Raw genomic sequence first — 15,727 nt, forward strand, 5'->3', positions numbered from 1 at the left:
CTACGGCGCACTCATTCAAACGATGGCGCTGCTATGCCCTGGCCGGACCCGATTTCCTTACATGGCGACTCGGTCTTTCTCGAACCCCTGACCCTGGCCCGGCACGATGAATTGGTCGAAGCCGTGCAAGACGGCGAACTGTGGAACCTGTGGTACACGTTCATTCCGTCGCCAGAGCAGATGAAGGCGGATATCGAGAAGCGCCTCGAACAGCAGCGCAAGGGAACGATGCTGCCGTTCACGGTCGTCGCATCGGACACCGGCAAAGCGGTCGGCATGACGACATACATGAACATCGACGCGGAAGCGCGCCGCATAGAAATCGGCAGCACGTGGTATCGCAAGCAGGTTCAGCGCACGGCGCTCAACACCGAATGCAAGCTGATGCTGTTGACGCATGCATTTGAGAATCTCAATTGCATCGCCGTCGAGTTCCGCACGCACTTCTTCAATCATCAAAGCCGCCGCGCCATCGAACGATTGGGCGCGAAGCTCGATGGGGTGCTGCGTAATCATCGGCGCTCCAGCGACGGCACGCTGCGCGACACCTGCGTGTACAGCATCATCGCCAGCGAATGGCCGACAGTGCGCTCGCACCTCCGCCATCAGCTCGCGACCCGTACCGTTAAATCTCCTTGAGGTTGGCCAAGAACCGCGCGCGCCGCTCGACATAGCCTTGCGCCGCCTTCATCAGTTTCTCCACATCCTCATCGGTCAGCTGACGCGCGACCCGAGCCGGTGAGCCCAGAATCAAGGAGCGATCGGGAAAGACTTTTTTCTCGGTCACGACCGCCCCTGCCCCGACCAGACATCCCTTACCGATGACGGCGCCGTTGAGCACGACGGCTTGAATGCCGATGAGTGAGCCGTCGCCGATGGTGCAGCCATGTAGCATGGCTTGATGGCCGATCGTGACGTTCTCGCCCACGGTCAGCAGGATGCCGGGGTCGGTGTGGAGCACCGCGCCCTCTTGTACATTGGAGCCCTTACCCAGTGTGATGACTTCGTTGTCGCCGCGGATCGTGGCCCCGAACCAGACGCTGACGTTCTCCGACAAGACGACGCTGCCGATGACGCTGGCATTCGGCGCGACGAAGGCGCTGTCGTGGACGGAGGGGATGCGATCGCCGTAACGGTAGATGGGCATGGAAAGCTCCGCGGTCGATTGGCTAGTTGCAGCGGCATTCTAGCTGGAGCCGGCCGGAAGTTTCTGCGGAAACGCGGCTCAACGCCCAGCGGTCTTGAGCTGCGCACCGAGCTTCGCCCCTTCCTCCGCGATCTCGGCGCAGTCCCGATACAACGCACCGTTCGTGTCCAACGCCTCGGCGCAGAAGCGCATCAGCGCACCGGTCGCGAACTCGATTTCCTGGCTGGACCACTTGCGCAGCAACGTTCGCTTGTAGTCGACCAGGTAGCTGCGCAGATACCACTCCGGGCTTTCTTCGACGTCCGCTTGCTCAGAGACTTTATTCAGCAACTCGCTGACCATCTGAATGGGATCTGACATGCGGCGCAATAATACAGGATGGACAAGGCACGACTCGGCTCGCGGCTGCGCAAGTGACAAGACGTTGTCTGCAGCGACTTGTCTGCTGAACGGTTCTGCGGAAACGCCGCTACAGACGGTAGTCCCACAACCAGTCAAGAGCCCGAGAGCAAGAAAAACCTCGATAGGTCTACTCCTATTGAGAGCAACGCACCCAGCTTGACTCTCCGCGACGATGGACTTTCCTTACACCGTCGAATTTCCGCGCTCGCAATGCGCAGCATCGACGACCTGCAGCACCAAACGCCCACGACCCACCCGAACCTCCACCTCTGCGCCGATAGCAAATCCAGCCTCATCCAGCCAACGCCCCGTTAAACGCAAGAACGGCTTCGGCACCGACCGTACGTACTCCCCACGGCGAGCGCGGACTTCGGGATAGCGACAGCTGATAGTGAGGCGGCGCGAGTTCATCTCTTCTGGCTCCCAGGTAAGGCGCATAGTAAAGCAACTCTCAATAAGAGTACTCTCATTACGAGTAGTGTCAACTCATAACACAAGGAGACCGCGTTATACTGAAGCTCTCATCAGAAGGAATTAGATCAGCGGCTCCATGGCTCCCGACGAGCAACAGTTCCTGAAGGCGCTCGGCGCACGGATAGCGCAGCTGCGCAAAGACCAAGGCTTGAGCCAACAGGCGATGGCCGATGCGCTGCAGATTGCGCAACAGACCTATGCGCACTACGAAGTGGGCCGCATCCGCATGCCGGTGTCACTGCTGCCGAAGATCGCGCAGACCTTCGGCGTCACCACCGATGATCTGCTCGGCCGTAAGATGGCCGCCGCCGGCAAGCGCGGCCCGGCCTCCAAGCTGCAACAACAGATCGAACGATTGAGCCAGCTGCCCAAGGCCAAGCAGAAGGTTGTCATCGAGATGCTCGACGGCGTGCTTAGTCAGGCCGGTCGGTAATGCATGCAGCGAGATCGCCATGGTTGCCGTGAGCGAACAGTACGTCCGAGAGGTGAAGCTGCGCCGGGAGCGCATTTCCTCATTCGATCAATACCCGTTCTCGCTGCCAGCCGTGCGCAACCTCCACACGCTGGCGCTACATCCGGCAGTCACATTCATTGTCGGCGAGAACGGCAGCGGCAAGTCGACGCTACTGGAAGCAATCGCCGTCGCGTGGGGATTCAATCCGGAAGGCGGTACAAAAAACTTCCGCTTTCAGACGCGCGGCTCACACTCGATCCTCCACGATCATTTGACGCTCGTTAAGGGAATCAAGCGACCCAAGGATGGTTTTTTCTTGCGCGCGGAGAGCTTCTTCAACCTCGCCACCGATATCGAGCGGATGGATGCGGAACCGGCACCAGGCCCCCCGATTATTAACTCCTACGGCGGCCGCTCGCTTCATGAGCAATCGCATGGCGAGTCATTCTTCGCGCTGATGATGCATCGATTTGGCGGGCAAGGATTTTATGTTCTCGATGAGCCGGAGGCAGCACTCTCTCCTTCGCGTCAACTTGCGATGATCGCGCGCATGCATCAGCTCGTGCAGACACGCTCACAGTTCATCATCGCCACTCACTCGCCGATTCTCATGGCATACCCTGGCGCCTGGCTCTATCAGATCACCCCGGAAGGACTGGCACGCATCGAGTATCAACAGACCGAGCATTACATCGTCGCAAAGCGGTTCTTGAATGACCCGAAGGCGCAGCTCGATCGAGTTCTGTCCTAGACAGTCACGCGCTGATGCCCAGGCCGCCGATCGGATCGCCCTTTAAGTTGCGACCGTTCGTCCGATCTCGATAGTAGTCGCAGCTAGCTCGAGCTTACGAATCGTCGTACAAGGCGACCATTTCTCCACTATCTTCGGGGACTTAGCAGCCACCGAAGCGACAGCAAGCACGCCATTCAAGCTGCTGAGCCCGGAGGCGGGTTTTGGCTTAACATAGCGGGTACGCACGAGCCCCCGGCCTCTTGTAAGTGCCACCCTAGATCCGCAGACTGAATTTACGTCATGAGCGCGCGCGACCACGATCTGATCGAGAAGCTGAAGAGCCTGCCACCGCAGCGTCGTGCGGAGGTCGAGGACTTCGTAGATTTCTTGAAGAGCCGGGAGGACGAACTTCGCCTCACACACGCCGCGGCCCAAGCATCCGAGCCGGCCTTCAAGGCCGTCTGGGACAACCCCGATGATGCCGAGTACGACCGGCTGTAAGTGATATGGCCTACCAGTTTGGTGACATCGTTCTGGTGCCGTTTCCATTCACCGATCAGTCCGCCACCAAGCAGCGACCCGGCGTCATAGTCTCGAGCCCCGCTTACAACCGCGTGCGGCGCGATCTGATCCTGATGGCCGTCACCAGCCAAGTTCGCGGCAGCGGCACCTTCGGCGAGGTGATGGTGCAGGACTGGCAAGCAGCGAGATTGCTCAAGCCGTCCGCCATCAAGCCCGTGCTCGCCACCCTCGAACAAGCCCTCGTCATCAAGACCCTGGGCAGACTTTCCCAGCGCGACTGCCAGGCGCTCAAAGAAACGATCGGCAAAATCATCGGATAGAACAACGGCGCCCGAGGCGGCTCGGACTCCCGTCGCAACTGCCGATAGTTCGAATGTCCGACGAAGATCAGTCGGGACATGGATCGTCCTCCCCCTTAGGAACTCCTTCCCCACCCCAACCCTTCCACTGACAACTCCCTTCCTCGCGGGACCCTTGTCATGCGCGTTCCTACAAACACCGCGATCGCATCATCCATCGCATCTCTGCTAGTAACGACTTCCGCCCTCGCCGCTGAAGTCACAACGCAGATGACGCCGGACCAAGGCTACGGCGCGAACCCCGTGCTTCCCGAGCCGAAAAAATCGCTCATTCCCACGGTAAACGTTGCCGAAGCCAAGCCGTGGCAACTCGATCAAGCACCCACGCCGGCGCAGGGCCTCGCGGTCTCGCGGTTCGCTTGTGAGCTCGATCATCCGCGATGGGTGTATGTGCTACCGAATGGCGATGTGCTGGTGGCGGAGACGAATGCGCCGGAGCGGCCGGAGGATGGCAAAGGCATCCGGGCCTATTTCCAAGACAAAGCGATGACGAAGGCGGGTGCGACAGTGCCGAGTGCCAACCGCATTACGCTGCTACGCGATGCCAACAACGATGGCGAGCCGGAGGTACGTACGAAGTTCATCGAAGGGTTGAACTCGCCGTTCGGCATGGCGCTGATCGGGAATCGACTCTATGTCGCGAACACCGATGCGGTCGTGCGCTTCGACTATGAAGCGGGCGTCACAGAGATCAAACAGCAGGGCACGAAGTTCGCCGGCTTGCCGGGCGGACCGATCAATCATCATTGGACCAAGAATCTGATCGCGAGTCCGAAAGGCGACAAGCTGTACGCCACCGTCGGCTCGAACAGCAATGTCGGGGAGAACGGAATGCAAGCGGAAGACAAGCGCGCGGCGATTTTGGAGATCGATGCCGCTACGGGCGCGACACGCGTGTTTGCATCGGGGCTGCGCAATCCCAACGGTATGGACTGGCAGCCGCAGAGTGGCGCGCTATGGACCGTCGTGAACGAGCGGGATGAGATCGGTGACAACCTCGTGCCCGATTATTTGACGTCGGTGCAAGAGGGCGGCTTCTACGGCTGGCCTTACAGCTACTTTGGCAACAACGTCGATAAGCGAGTCAAACCGCAGCGGCCCGATCTGGTGGCTAAGGCCCTGGTACCGGACTACGCGCTCGGCTCACACACCGCATCGTTGGGCCTGGTGTTCTACGACGCCGAGCTGCTGCCCGAGAAGTATCGCAATGGCGCGTTCATTGGAATGCACGGCTCGTGGAACCGCGAGCCGCGCAGCGGCTACAAAGTGGCCTTTGTTTCTTTCGCAAACGGTCGTCCGATTGGCTTGCCCGAAGACGTGTTGGCTGGCTTCATCGGGCCAAAAGGCGAAGCGCGCGGCCGACCGGTTGGCGTGGCGATCGGCCGCGATGGTGCACTGCTGGTGGCCGACGATGTCGGCAACTGTATCTGGCGCGTTACGCCGGCTGCGTCACGGGTGAGCCAAGCTGCAAACGCATCTGCTTCCGAAGCAAGGCCACACTGATCACGGTCTGTACGACGTTGGCCGCAATCGATAGGTACCAGACGTGCTCGATTTGGAATCCTGGCTGTGCCGTGAGCCACACCAGGGGCACGCCGTAGACCAGCAGTCGCGAGGCCGAACTGAGCAGCGCGGGCACGGTGTTACCCAGCGCCTGGAACAAGCCCGAGCAGGTGAAGATCAGCCCGCTCATGACGAAGTTCCACGAGATCAGATGCAGGAAAACGGCGCCGACCCGAATGACTTCAGGCTCCTTCGAGAAGAAGGCCACCAGCGCTTCCGGCCGCCACTGACACAGCAGCATGACGACCAGCATGATGCCCACGCTTTGCACAGAGGCGACACGGAACGTCTCGCGTACGCGCTCCATCCGCTTGGCACCGTAGTTCTGGCCAGCAATCGGCGCGACCACGAACGCGATGGCCATGGCTGGCATGAAGATGCCCTGCATGACGCGGGAGCCGATACCGAAGCCGGCCTGCGCCGCCGCGCCGAAGTCACGAATCGCCCAATAGGTGATCGCGGTATAAAGGAACATCAGCGCGAACTCGCCGCCCGCGGGTAGACCGACGCTGAACATGCGACGCCAAACCGCGATGCGCGGCTGCCATTCTTCGGGATGGAAAGAGACATACTTCTCCAGCCGCCCGAAATAAATCGACAACAACACCACGCCGGCGGCGATCGAGATCGTGCTCGCCAGGCCCGCGCCCGCAACGCCCATGGCGTAGCCGGTGCCCCACCCGGCGATGAGCACGGGAGCGAGCGCGGTATTGAGCAACACCGTCAACACTTGAACGATCATGGTCGGCTTGACGATGCCGGTGCCACGCAACGCCGAGGACATGGCAACGAGCGCGAACTGCAGCGCCAGGCCGGGAAAGAACCAATACAAGTAGGCTTTGCCGGCCTCGATCGTCGCTTCGTCCGCCGCGACCGCGCTCAGATAAGGGCCGGCCATGAGATAGCCAAAGACCAGCACGAACACGCCGCATAGCGCCGCGATCACCAGCGACTGATTGAAGATCAGGTTGGCGTCCTGCTGATCCTTGCGCCCCACCGCATGTGAAATCAACGCGACGGCGCCGACACCGAGCACCTGGGTCAGTGCCAGCACGACGAACATCACGTTGCCGGCGGCGCTCACGCCGGCAACGGCGGCATCGCCCAGCTCGGCCACGAAGTACAGATCGACGAAGTAATAGAGGGTCTGAAACAGCATGCCCGCCGCCGTCGGTACCGCGAGTGAGACCAGGTGCCCGGCGATGGAGCCTTGAGTGAGATCTTTCATGCGCTGTCGGTCGTGCGCCGCCCGTCCGAGGGCCGGCGCGGATTTCACAGAACTGGGGAGGCCGCTATTGTGCTCGAAGTCGAGCCCGCCTGCGGGGCTTGTATGCGATTTTTGTGGCCCCCATTACGGGGAGACCTGACCGACTCGGTGAACCCACCTCATGAGCGACTCGACCGCTTCCACCTCGCCCGCAGGCATCCACCTCGTGTGCGCACATTGCGATTCCGTCGTACGGATACCCGCCGAGCGCCTCGATCAGGGACCCAAATGTCCTAAATGTCATCACGGGCTGTTCGGCGGCCATCCGCTGGAATTGACCACCGCAGCCTTCGACCGGCACCTGAGCCGCAGCGACCTGCCACTGATCGTGGATTTTTGGGCGCCCTGGTGCGGCCCCTGTCGCATGATGGCGCCCCACTTCGAAGAGGCGGCGCGGCGGCTGCAGACCAAGGCACGTTTCGGCAAGGTCAACTCGGACGACGAGCCGTCGCTGTCGGCGCGCTTTGGCATCCGAGGCATCCCGACCCTGATCGCATTCAAGCAGGGCCGGGAGATCGCGCGGCAATCCGGCGCGATGGACCTCGGGGGATTGCTACGCTGGCTGCAACCTCACGTGCAGTAGTCGCCTGCCAACGGGTCACGCCGAAACCGTGGCCCACAGCTCCTCGATCTTCTTGCGACCGGCCGCGTCGGGCAGGCGACCGCGACCGGCGAGCTGGTTGTCCTTCAGATGCGTGATCTTGGTCGTGCCCGGAATCACGGCGGTCACGGCCGGGTGCGAGATGTTGTACTTCAGGAATAGCTGCGCCCAACTGGTCACATCGTAATCGGCCGCCCAAGCCGGCAGCGGCTTGCCCGCAACCTTGGTCAATACGCTGCCGCGACGGCCGCCGAGCGGCACGTTGGTCAGCACCGCGACGCCCTTCTCTTTCGCGAGCGGCAGAATCTTTTCTTCGGAGCCGCGATTGTCGATCGAGTAATCGACCTGCAGGAAGTCGAGCTTCAACTTGTTGAGCGCATCGAGCACCAGCGGATATTGATCGTCGGTCGACGTGGTGATGCCGATGTAACGAACCTTCTTGGCCTGCTTCCATTCCTGCAACTTCGGGAACAGCTTATCGAGAGCGTTGAAGTTATGGATCTGCAGCAGGTCGATGCGATCGGTCTGCAAGCGCTGTAGCGCGAGCTCCAGCTCACCATCGCCCGCGGTCGGCTCGCCGCGAATCAGCGTCTTGGTGGCGAGGAAGATCTGATCCCGATTGCCCAGCTCCTTGAGCAGCTTGCCGATGACGACTTCGGATTCGCCATAGCCGCGCGCGGTATCGATCACCTTCGCGCCGAGCTTGGGGAAATTATCGAGCACTTCGCGGCGGGCGGCGATCTCGTCGGACGCAGTGACGCTGTATTGATTGGTGCCCAGACCCACGACAGGCAACTTCTCACCCGTCGACGGAATGACCTTGGTGATGGCAGGCAAGCTGTCCGCGGCTTCGGCGATCGCACCGCTCAGAGCAATCCCAACGCCCGCGGCAATGCCGCTCTGAAGCACCGCACGACGCGTCAACACTGAATTCACGACCACCTCCGAGAACGATCCCCTCAGGGAATCACACTGACGAATTCCACTGACCTCACCATGACCTGAAACTGACGTCCGGCTGACGTCCTGCTGACCTCAGGCAGACAAACTGAACGGTGCAGGTGGAGTGCGTTTATGACGTCTGCAGACGAATGCTGTCAATAACAGCGCCGTAACACTGCATCCGATCGCCGCAGAATTACCGAATATTGGCCTCGAGAGCAGTGCAGCTCCATGCAATTACCAGAGGCCGGAAAGTCATGAGATCGACAAGGACATCAGCGGCATGGGCCGCAGTGGCGATGGCCACGTCGCTGCTCGGCATAACGATCGTGAGCGCGCAGAACACAACCACGGCAGCCGTCGCAACGAGCGGCATCGCGAAGGGTGTGACGCTGCCCAACTCACGTTTGTACACACTCACCAGCGATAACTCGCTGTACATCCTCAAGCCCGGCGCCAGTCAGTATGTGCGCGGCGGCCGCGTCGACGTATCCGACGGCGGCAATCTCATCGGCATCGATTTCCGTCCCGCCGACGGTCAGCTGTATGGCCTGACCGATCGCGGCGGTCTGTACGCCATCGACCTGTCGACGCGTTACTTCGGCGCGACCACCAAGGTCAGCCAGGTCAATCCGCGCTTCAGCGGCGGCTTCGGCGCGGTGGTGGACTTCAATCCCGTGTTGAATGCGCTGCGCATCGTGGGCAGCAACGATCAGAACCTCGCGGTCGTGAACGGTGCGAGCGGCGGCAACCTGAACACCACCGCGGTCCAGACCACACTCGCTTACGCGCAGGGCGACGTGAACTTCGGCAAGGATCCGGAGATCGTCGGCGGCGCGTACACCAACAACTTCAACGGCGCGACCACCACGCTGTTCTACATGGTCGATCACGACCTGGACACGCTCGTGACCATTTCCAACAAGAACGCCACCGGCAGCTCCAACACCGGCAGCGGTCTGTTGCAGACCATCGGACCGTTCGTCGATGAGTACGGCAACGCGCTGAACATGTCGCCGACCACCGATTTCGACATCTATACCGATTCGAACGGCACCAACTTCCTGGTCGGCCAGACCACGCGTCTGCTGTTCTCCATCGATCTGTCCCAGATCGATCCGAACCTGCCCCTGGGCAGAACGCAGAAAGTGGTCGTGAAGCGTGGCCAGCCGGCGCCCCTGCCCGGCGCGACCGCACCGCTCACCGGTGGCGTGTTCGACATCGCGATCGTGCCGCGTCCGTAACTCACAATTTCGAATTCCTGGTGAATCCGGGCCTGGACGCCGACGCGAACTCTGGGCCACCGACCCAACAAATGCTTTCCCGGAAGCCATCGTCGCGGGGCTCGCGGCGGTGGCTCTTTTTTATATGTGCGATTGGTAAGATCATTGCGGTCCGTTCATCTTCGGGACCGTTACAAGGACAATCAATGCGCACGCAGCTGTTGACGACGACATTGCTGGCGGCTCTGCTCGGCAACGCTTCGTTCGCCGAGACACCGCAAACGGAAAGTTGGACCGCGCTCAACGGCGCACAGACGCAAGTCAGCGCCGCAACCAGCCTCTCGAAAGAACGGCTCGCTCGCATCGACACACTGATGCAGCAGTACGTCGATGAGAATCTGATCGCCGGCGCAGTGGCATTGATCCTGCAAAATGGCCAGCCCGTGTACGAGCATGCCGCCGGTTGGGCCGACAAGGAAGCCGGCACTCGCATGGCCCCCGATACCATCTTCCGGATCGCCTCGCAGACTAAAGCGCTCACCAGCACCGCCATCCTGCAATTGCAGGAACAGGGCAAGCTCGTGGTCAACGATCCGGTCAGCAAATACATTCCGGAGTTCGCCAAGTCCACGGTGCTCGTGAACGGCAATAGCGTGCCGGCAAAGCGCCCCATCACACTGCGCGATCTGTTGACTCACACGGCCGGCATCTCCTATGGCACCAACCCGGAGATCGCCGAACAGTACCGCGCCAAAGGGCTCGGCCCGGCTGCGGGCATCGGCTGGTACACCGCCGATAAGAACGAGCCGATCTGCACGACCATGGAGCGGCTCGGCTCGTTGCCGTTCGTCGCCCAACCGGGCGAAGCATTCGTGTACGGCTACAACACCGACATTCTCGGCTGCGTCGTCGAGCGCGCCTCGGGCATGCCGCTCGACGAATACCTGCGCAAGAACATCACCCAGCCGCTGGGCATGAAGGACACGAACTTCTTCCTGCCGAAGGATCAGCGCACCCGGCTCGCGGCCGTCTATGGAACGGGCTCGAACGGCAAGATCGCGCGTTCCGGGAACGATGCGAAAGGACAAGGTCACTACGTCGAAGGACCTCGCAGGAGCTTCGCCGGCGGCGCCGGTCTGCTCTCGACCGCTAAAGACTATGCTCGCTTCCTCGAAGCGCTCCGCAACGGTGGCACGCTCGGCAACGTTCGCATTCTCGCTCCGCGCAGCGTCGCATTGATGACCACGAATCAGATCGGCGACATCTATAACAAGCCGGATATGGGCTTCGGGTTTGGCTTCGAGACGGTCGAGCGCTTCGGCGCCAGCGGCATGGAGGCGCCGGGCGCGTTTGGCTGGGGCGGTGCCTACGGGACCAACTATCGCGTCGATCCCACTTCGGGGCTGGTGGTCGTGCTGATGATTCAGCTCATGCCCAACGGCACCGACTTCCGCGAGAAGTTCGCGAACCTGGTGTATCAGTCGCTGCTGCCTCAGTAGCAGCGACTAAGCATCGGCTGTGAGCAACGAGATCAATGAGAAAAATGCAAATGCTTGCGCCACCGTCACAGCGGCGCCGCTTCGTTCGTGCCGCAACGCGCTGAGCGTTGCGGCGAAACCCTCGGCAAGATCTACCTTGGGCTGCCAACCCAGCACTGTTTGTGCCTGGCGCGAGTCGAATGCCGCATCGTTCAAGTAGAAGTCCATCCGCCGGCGATAGATCGGCGGATTGATCTTGAGCAATTTGCACGTGTCCTCGACCACTGCCGCGAGCGCCAGCATCGGCTTCAGCGGCAGGCGAGGTCCGAACGCAGGACGGTTCGCGACTCGAGCAATAGTTTGTAACATTTCACGCAGCGGCACGGCCTTCGGGCCGGCCACGATCAATTCCTGATTCACGGCGGTCGGCGCCGTACACGCTCGCAGGAACGCATCGGCGAGGTCAGTCACGTAGATCATGTGACGGCGCCCATCGCCCGGCCCGAACAGCGGAAACCGCCCCTTCTGCACCGAGCGGAACAGCTTCAACAGCCGCTCGTCACGCGGCCCATAAACTGCGGTGGGCCGGAGGATGACAAATTCCATGCCGGCCTCGGTGGCGATCTCCCGAACCCGCTCGTCGGCGGCGAGCTTACTGCGCTCGTAACCGTTCCACGGGCGGATCGGTGCGCTCTCGTCGATAGTGCCGGCGACACGCTGACCATAGATGCCTGCGGTCCCGCATTGGACGAATCGTTTGATTCCAGCGGCAACGGCGGCTCGCGCCACGTTCGACGTACCCTCGACATTCATGCGCTTGAAATAGTCTTCATCGGCGCCGGACTCGCGAAACGCGGCGGCAAAGTGACAAACGCAATCTGCGCCTCGCAGCGTGTCGGCAAACGATTCGGGATTCAGCACATCGCCGTGCCGGAGCGACGCCCCATGCGCACGCAACCGCTCAATAACCGCTCGATGTTTGGGTCCGTCGCTGCGGTACAGGCCCACGACATCATGGCCCTCCGCCAAAGCGCGCTCGACAAAATGCGCGCCGATGAAGCCGGTAGCACCAGTCACGAAAATCCGCATACATCCGCCGATATTGTTAGAGACGCATTTGCAAAAGTTATATGCAACACAGGCAAATGCGCGAATGCGTATGTACGTTCCCCAGCTTGCCGACTTTTCTGAACCATTCAGGCTGAGTCGCTCAGCGCGATGCCGCAACATTTCCGTTGCCATTTGCTCACAGGCATATTACATCCCAGCGCTGGCCCATCGTTCCGGAGTTACATATGGACAACAACAACGGTTCTTGCGGCTCATTTCGCTGGCTTGCCAGCCTGCCTGCGCTGGCCATGGCCGTGCCATTGATGGCGCAGAACGCGGGGCCCGGCAATGCCGAGCTCGAACAGGTCGTGGTCACCGGCACTCGTGTCGCGAATCGCTCGGCCCTGGACACCGCGGTCCCGGTCGACGTCGTCAGCGGCGAACAATTGCAAAATATCGGCGTCGCCGAAGTGAGTCAGGCACTTTCGGTCATAGTGCCTTCATTTAACTTCCCCCGCCCCGGCCTCGCCGATGGCACCGATACGGTGCGTCCAGCGACATTGCGCGGTCTCGCGCCCGATCAAACGTTGGTGCTGGTGAATGGCAAGCGCCGGCATCAGTCGGCGTTGGTCAACATCAACAACACCATCGGTCGCGGCTCGACCGCAGTCGATATGAACACCATTCCCAATGCGATCATTCAGTCCGTTGAAGTGCTTCGTGACGGCGCCTCGGCGCAGTACGGGTCGGACGCGATCGCCGGCGTGATCAATCTACGACTGCGCAATACCAACGATGGCGGCGATGCCGGTGTGACCTATGGCTGGCGCGACACCACTTACGACGTGCTCGTGGGCGCCCCTCCTCCCGGCGCGAATTACACGTCGCCGCCGGGGCGCAGTCGTGACCGGTCCGATGGCGAAACATTGATAGTCTCTGCGTGGAAAGGCCTGCCGATCGGCAAGACCGGTTCGGTGGTGGTCGCCGCCGAATATAGAGATCAGGAGCACACCGAGCGCGGCGGCTACGACATGCGTCAACAGTATCCGCTGGTGAACGGCGCTTTCGATCCACGCGAGACGACATTCAACCGCTATAACTCATGGTACGGCGAGCCCGAGCTCAATCAGAAGACGGTGTTCGTCAACGCCGAGTACCAGGTGCAAAGCGGCGCGACCATGTATGGCTGGGCCAGCTGGCAGGATCGCGAGGCGGTGTCGGCGGGCTTTTATCGACCTGCCGGCGACCCTCGCAACGTCATCGAAATCTATCCCGACGGCTATCTGCCGCTGATCGCACCCGACGTCATGGACCTCTCGGCGGCTTTCGGCGTGAGCTGGCGTCTGGGCGTATGGAACATGGACTCGTCATTCGTTTACGGCCGCAACGAAATGGATTTTCGCGTCGAGCATTCATTGAACCGTTCGCTCGGCCCGGCCAGCAAGACGACGTTCGACTCCGGCGGCTTCGCTTACGATCAACTGACCTTCAACGTGTCCGGCGTGCGTACCGTCGAGGTTGGCTTTGCTTCCCCGCTCAACATCGCCGTCGGCGTCGAGGCACGGCGAGAAACATTCAGCATTCACGCGGGCGAGCCGGATTCATATCGCAATGGCGGCGTGCTGTTGCCCACCGGCCTTCCGACGCAGTCGGGCGCGCAGGTATTCCCTGGATTCCGGCCAGAGAATGAAGTCGACGAACATCGCACCGCTGTCGGCGCTTACGTCGACCTGGAAGCCAACGTCACCCAGCAATTCCTGGCCTCAGTGGCGCTGCGCGGCGAGAGCTATTCCGACTTCGGTGAGAATCTTGCCGGCAAACTATCGTTACGTTATGACTTCATTCCACAATTCGCGCTACGCGCCTCGGTCCAGAACGGCTTCAAGGCGCCCTCGTTGCAGCAGCAGTACTTCTCGACCACATCCACCAACTTCATCAGCGGCCAGCCGTTCGATATCGCGACGTTCCCGGTCAACAACCCTGCGGCGATCGCATTGGGGGCACAACCGCTGGATGCGGAGGAGTCGTTGAACTACTCACTGGGTGCAGTCGCGCGCCTCGGCGATCTCACGGTCACCGTCGACGCGTATCGCATCTACATCGACGATCGCATCGTGCTCTCGGAGAACCTCACGTCGCCCGACGTCGTGGCCTATCTCACGGGCCTGGGCTTCGTCGGCATCGGCGGCGGACGCTTCTTCATCAACGGCGTCGATACCACGACCGAAGGCGTCGACGTCGTCGTTGAGCTTATTCCCTTGGTTCGACGGAGTCGGCCGGGCGATTTTTTTGATTTTTCACGCTTGACGGCGAACTTCAACTCCACCGATGTCACCAAGGTCCCGACGACACCGCAGTTGTCGGCGCTGCCGACACCGCCGGTGCTGTTCGGCCGCTTCAATGTGTTGAGCTATGAGAAAGGCACGCCGGCTGACAAGTACGGAGCAGCCATCAACTGGGCGCTGCGCGGTTGGGGAGCAACATTGCGCGCCACTCGCTACGGCGACGTGCTTGCTCCGGATCCCAATCCCGCACTGGATTTCACGTTGTCGCCAAAGACGCTGGTGGATGTGGAAGCGCGCCTCGCGATCACCGACCACATCAAGCTGGCGGTGGGTACCGACAACCTGACGGACGAGTATCCCGATCCCTACCCGCCGCAGAACAACCTCACCGGCACGCAGTCGTTCTCGAACTACTCGCCGTTCGGTCGCTCCGGCCGGTTCGTCTATGGGAGAGTGAACTACACGTTCTAGCGCGTAGCTACTGCGACGGCGGCGCAAGCCATCGCGGCACCCGTGCCACGATTGATTCTGCGTACCGCCGTCGCACTCTTGAAGACGCGGCGGGCACGAGCAGCGAGCAAGACGTATGCGCCGAGCGTCGTCGGCAACAGAATAGAAATCGCCACGACCATTTCAGCGAAGCCGAGCAGCGTCAACTTTTCCAGCGCCACGACGGTCGGCAGCAGCGCCAGAAAGAACACCATCGTCTTGGGATTGGCCAGCGTCAACGCCAGACTGCCCAGGAACAGCTGCATCGGTTTCTGGCCTTCTTCCATCTCAGGCCCTTCATCGGACACCGGCGCGGCCGGTGCGGTCCACAGCTTGTACGCGAGGTACAGCAAGTATGCTGCGCCCGCATACTTCACCACGACGAACACCGCGTGCGCGCTCTGTGCGAGTGCGGCGAGACCGGTTGCAGCAAATGCAAACCAGATGAGATCGCCGACCAGGAAGCCCGCGATGAACGCCGGCGCACCGCGCGTACCTTTCGCCAGGGATCGTGCAATTACCGCGGCAACACCAGGACCCGGCGAAGCCACCGCCAGCATATACACCGCGGAAAACACCAACAGCCCGTACAAAGACATGACGACTCCCTTGCGCCAAAACATTTGTCATTGCGATCGATGCCATCGCATTCGCATCAACCACGTATTGAGCATAACCCGAATCACCGCTTCGCGCAGACGTCAGCAGAGGTTTCTTGCAGCCATGTGACCAAACCAC

General features: G+C 61.1%; 17 protein-coding genes. 10 read left to right on the plus strand and 7 right to left on the minus strand.

Going from position 1 to position 15,727, the window contains the following annotated elements:
- The first annotated feature begins 33 nt into the window (after nucleotides 1–33).
- The gene (locus D0550_RS02135) at nucleotides 34–639 is read left to right on the plus strand and encodes a GNAT family N-acetyltransferase (RefSeq protein WP_116807445.1); all 606 of its coding nucleotides are present in this window, start codon (nucleotides 34–36) and stop codon (nucleotides 637–639) included.
- Here D0550_RS02135 and D0550_RS02140 read toward each other — a convergent pair.
- The 3 genes from D0550_RS02140 to D0550_RS36745 form a co-directional block, all read right to left on the minus strand.
- Nucleotides 626–1,147 carry a gamma carbonic anhydrase family protein gene (locus D0550_RS02140; protein WP_116807446.1) on the minus strand — a complete coding sequence of 174 codons (522 nt, stop codon included), beginning with the start codon at nucleotides 1,145–1,147 and terminating at the stop codon, nucleotides 626–628. The two genes, D0550_RS02135 and D0550_RS02140, sit on opposite strands and share 14 nt — an antisense overlap.
- Before the next feature lie 78 nt (nucleotides 1,148–1,225).
- Nucleotides 1,226–1,507: a hypothetical protein gene (locus tag D0550_RS02145; RefSeq protein ID WP_116807447.1), complete on the minus strand. Its 282-nt coding sequence runs from the start codon at nucleotides 1,505–1,507 to the stop codon at nucleotides 1,226–1,228.
- Between the two features lie 225 nt (nucleotides 1,508–1,732).
- The gene (locus D0550_RS36745; RefSeq protein ID WP_116807448.1) at nucleotides 1,733–1,987 is read right to left on the minus strand and encodes a SymE family type I addiction module toxin; all 255 of its coding nucleotides are present in this window, start codon (nucleotides 1,985–1,987) and stop codon (nucleotides 1,733–1,735) included.
- A 112-nt stretch (nucleotides 1,988–2,099) separates the two neighbouring features.
- Here D0550_RS36745 and D0550_RS02155 point away from each other — a divergent pair, with 112 nt between their 5' ends.
- The 5 genes from D0550_RS02155 to D0550_RS02175 all read left to right on the plus strand — a co-directional run bounded on the left by D0550_RS02155 (nucleotide 2,100) and on the right by D0550_RS02175 (nucleotide 5,594).
- On the plus strand, nucleotides 2,100–2,456 hold the full coding sequence (locus tag D0550_RS02155) for a helix-turn-helix domain-containing protein (RefSeq protein WP_116807449.1): 357 nt from the start codon (nucleotides 2,100–2,102) through the stop codon (nucleotides 2,454–2,456).
- Nucleotides 2,457–2,475: 19 nt separating this feature from the next.
- Nucleotides 2,476–3,228 carry an AAA family ATPase gene (locus D0550_RS02160; protein WP_116807450.1) on the plus strand — a complete coding sequence of 251 codons (753 nt, stop codon included), beginning with the start codon at nucleotides 2,476–2,478 and terminating at the stop codon, nucleotides 3,226–3,228.
- A gap of 282 nt (nucleotides 3,229–3,510) precedes the next feature.
- Entirely contained in the window at nucleotides 3,511–3,711 is a 201-nt protein-coding gene (locus D0550_RS02165) for a toxin-antitoxin system, antitoxin component, Xre family protein (RefSeq protein WP_116807451.1), read from the plus strand.
- 5 nt (nucleotides 3,712–3,716) lie between these two features.
- Nucleotides 3,717–4,052: a type II toxin-antitoxin system PemK/MazF family toxin gene (locus D0550_RS02170; RefSeq protein WP_116807452.1), complete on the plus strand. Its 336-nt coding sequence runs from the start codon at nucleotides 3,717–3,719 to the stop codon at nucleotides 4,050–4,052.
- Between the two features lie 159 nt (nucleotides 4,053–4,211).
- A complete protein-coding gene (locus D0550_RS02175) occupies nucleotides 4,212–5,594 on the plus strand; it encodes a PQQ-dependent sugar dehydrogenase (RefSeq protein WP_116807453.1) in 1,383 nt (460 codons plus the stop codon).
- On the opposite strand, the gene D0550_RS02180 is transcribed toward D0550_RS02175, so the two are convergent.
- Nucleotides 5,527–6,882: an MATE family efflux transporter gene (locus D0550_RS02180; protein WP_116807493.1), complete on the minus strand. Its 1,356-nt coding sequence runs from the start codon at nucleotides 6,880–6,882 to the stop codon at nucleotides 5,527–5,529. The genes D0550_RS02175 and D0550_RS02180 overlap by 68 nt on opposite strands.
- Nucleotides 6,883–7,042: 160 nt before the next feature.
- Between D0550_RS02180 and trxC the strand changes: the two genes are divergently transcribed.
- Complete coding sequence (trxC, locus tag D0550_RS02185; protein WP_116807454.1) at nucleotides 7,043–7,504, plus strand: thioredoxin TrxC; 462 nt, start codon at nucleotides 7,043–7,045, stop codon at nucleotides 7,502–7,504.
- A 15-nt stretch (nucleotides 7,505–7,519) separates the two neighbouring features.
- Here trxC and D0550_RS02190 read toward each other — a convergent pair whose 3' ends face one another.
- Nucleotides 7,520–8,458 carry an aldo/keto reductase gene (locus tag D0550_RS02190; RefSeq protein ID WP_161965588.1) on the minus strand — a complete coding sequence of 313 codons (939 nt, stop codon included), beginning with the start codon at nucleotides 8,456–8,458 and terminating at the stop codon, nucleotides 7,520–7,522.
- Between the two features lie 263 nt (nucleotides 8,459–8,721).
- On the opposite strand from D0550_RS02190, the gene D0550_RS02195 reads away from it, so the two are divergent.
- Complete coding sequence (locus D0550_RS02195) at nucleotides 8,722–9,708, plus strand: DUF4394 domain-containing protein (protein ID WP_116807456.1); 987 nt, start codon at nucleotides 8,722–8,724, stop codon at nucleotides 9,706–9,708.
- Between the two features lie 185 nt (nucleotides 9,709–9,893).
- Nucleotides 9,894–11,186, plus strand: a complete 1,293-nt coding sequence (locus D0550_RS02200) for a serine hydrolase domain-containing protein (RefSeq protein ID WP_161965590.1) — start codon at nucleotides 9,894–9,896, stop codon at nucleotides 11,184–11,186.
- 6 nt (nucleotides 11,187–11,192) lie between these two features.
- On the opposite strand, the gene D0550_RS02205 is transcribed toward D0550_RS02200, so the two are convergent.
- Nucleotides 11,193–12,242: an NAD-dependent epimerase/dehydratase family protein gene (locus tag D0550_RS02205; protein ID WP_161965591.1), complete on the minus strand. Its 1,050-nt coding sequence runs from the start codon at nucleotides 12,240–12,242 to the stop codon at nucleotides 11,193–11,195.
- A 218-nt stretch (nucleotides 12,243–12,460) separates the two neighbouring features.
- Here D0550_RS02205 and D0550_RS02210 point away from each other — a divergent pair, with 218 nt between their 5' ends.
- A complete protein-coding gene (locus D0550_RS02210; protein WP_206606046.1) occupies nucleotides 12,461–14,971 on the plus strand; it encodes a TonB-dependent receptor plug domain-containing protein in 2,511 nt (836 codons plus the stop codon).
- Here the strand turns inward: D0550_RS02210 and D0550_RS02215 are convergent.
- Nucleotides 14,968–15,588 carry a LysE family translocator gene (locus D0550_RS02215; protein WP_116807495.1) on the minus strand — a complete coding sequence of 207 codons (621 nt, stop codon included), beginning with the start codon at nucleotides 15,586–15,588 and terminating at the stop codon, nucleotides 14,968–14,970. The two genes, D0550_RS02210 and D0550_RS02215, sit on opposite strands and share 4 nt — an antisense overlap.
- Between the last annotated feature and the right edge of the window lie 139 nt (nucleotides 15,589–15,727).

Source organism: Steroidobacter cummioxidans (genome assembly GCF_003104955.1).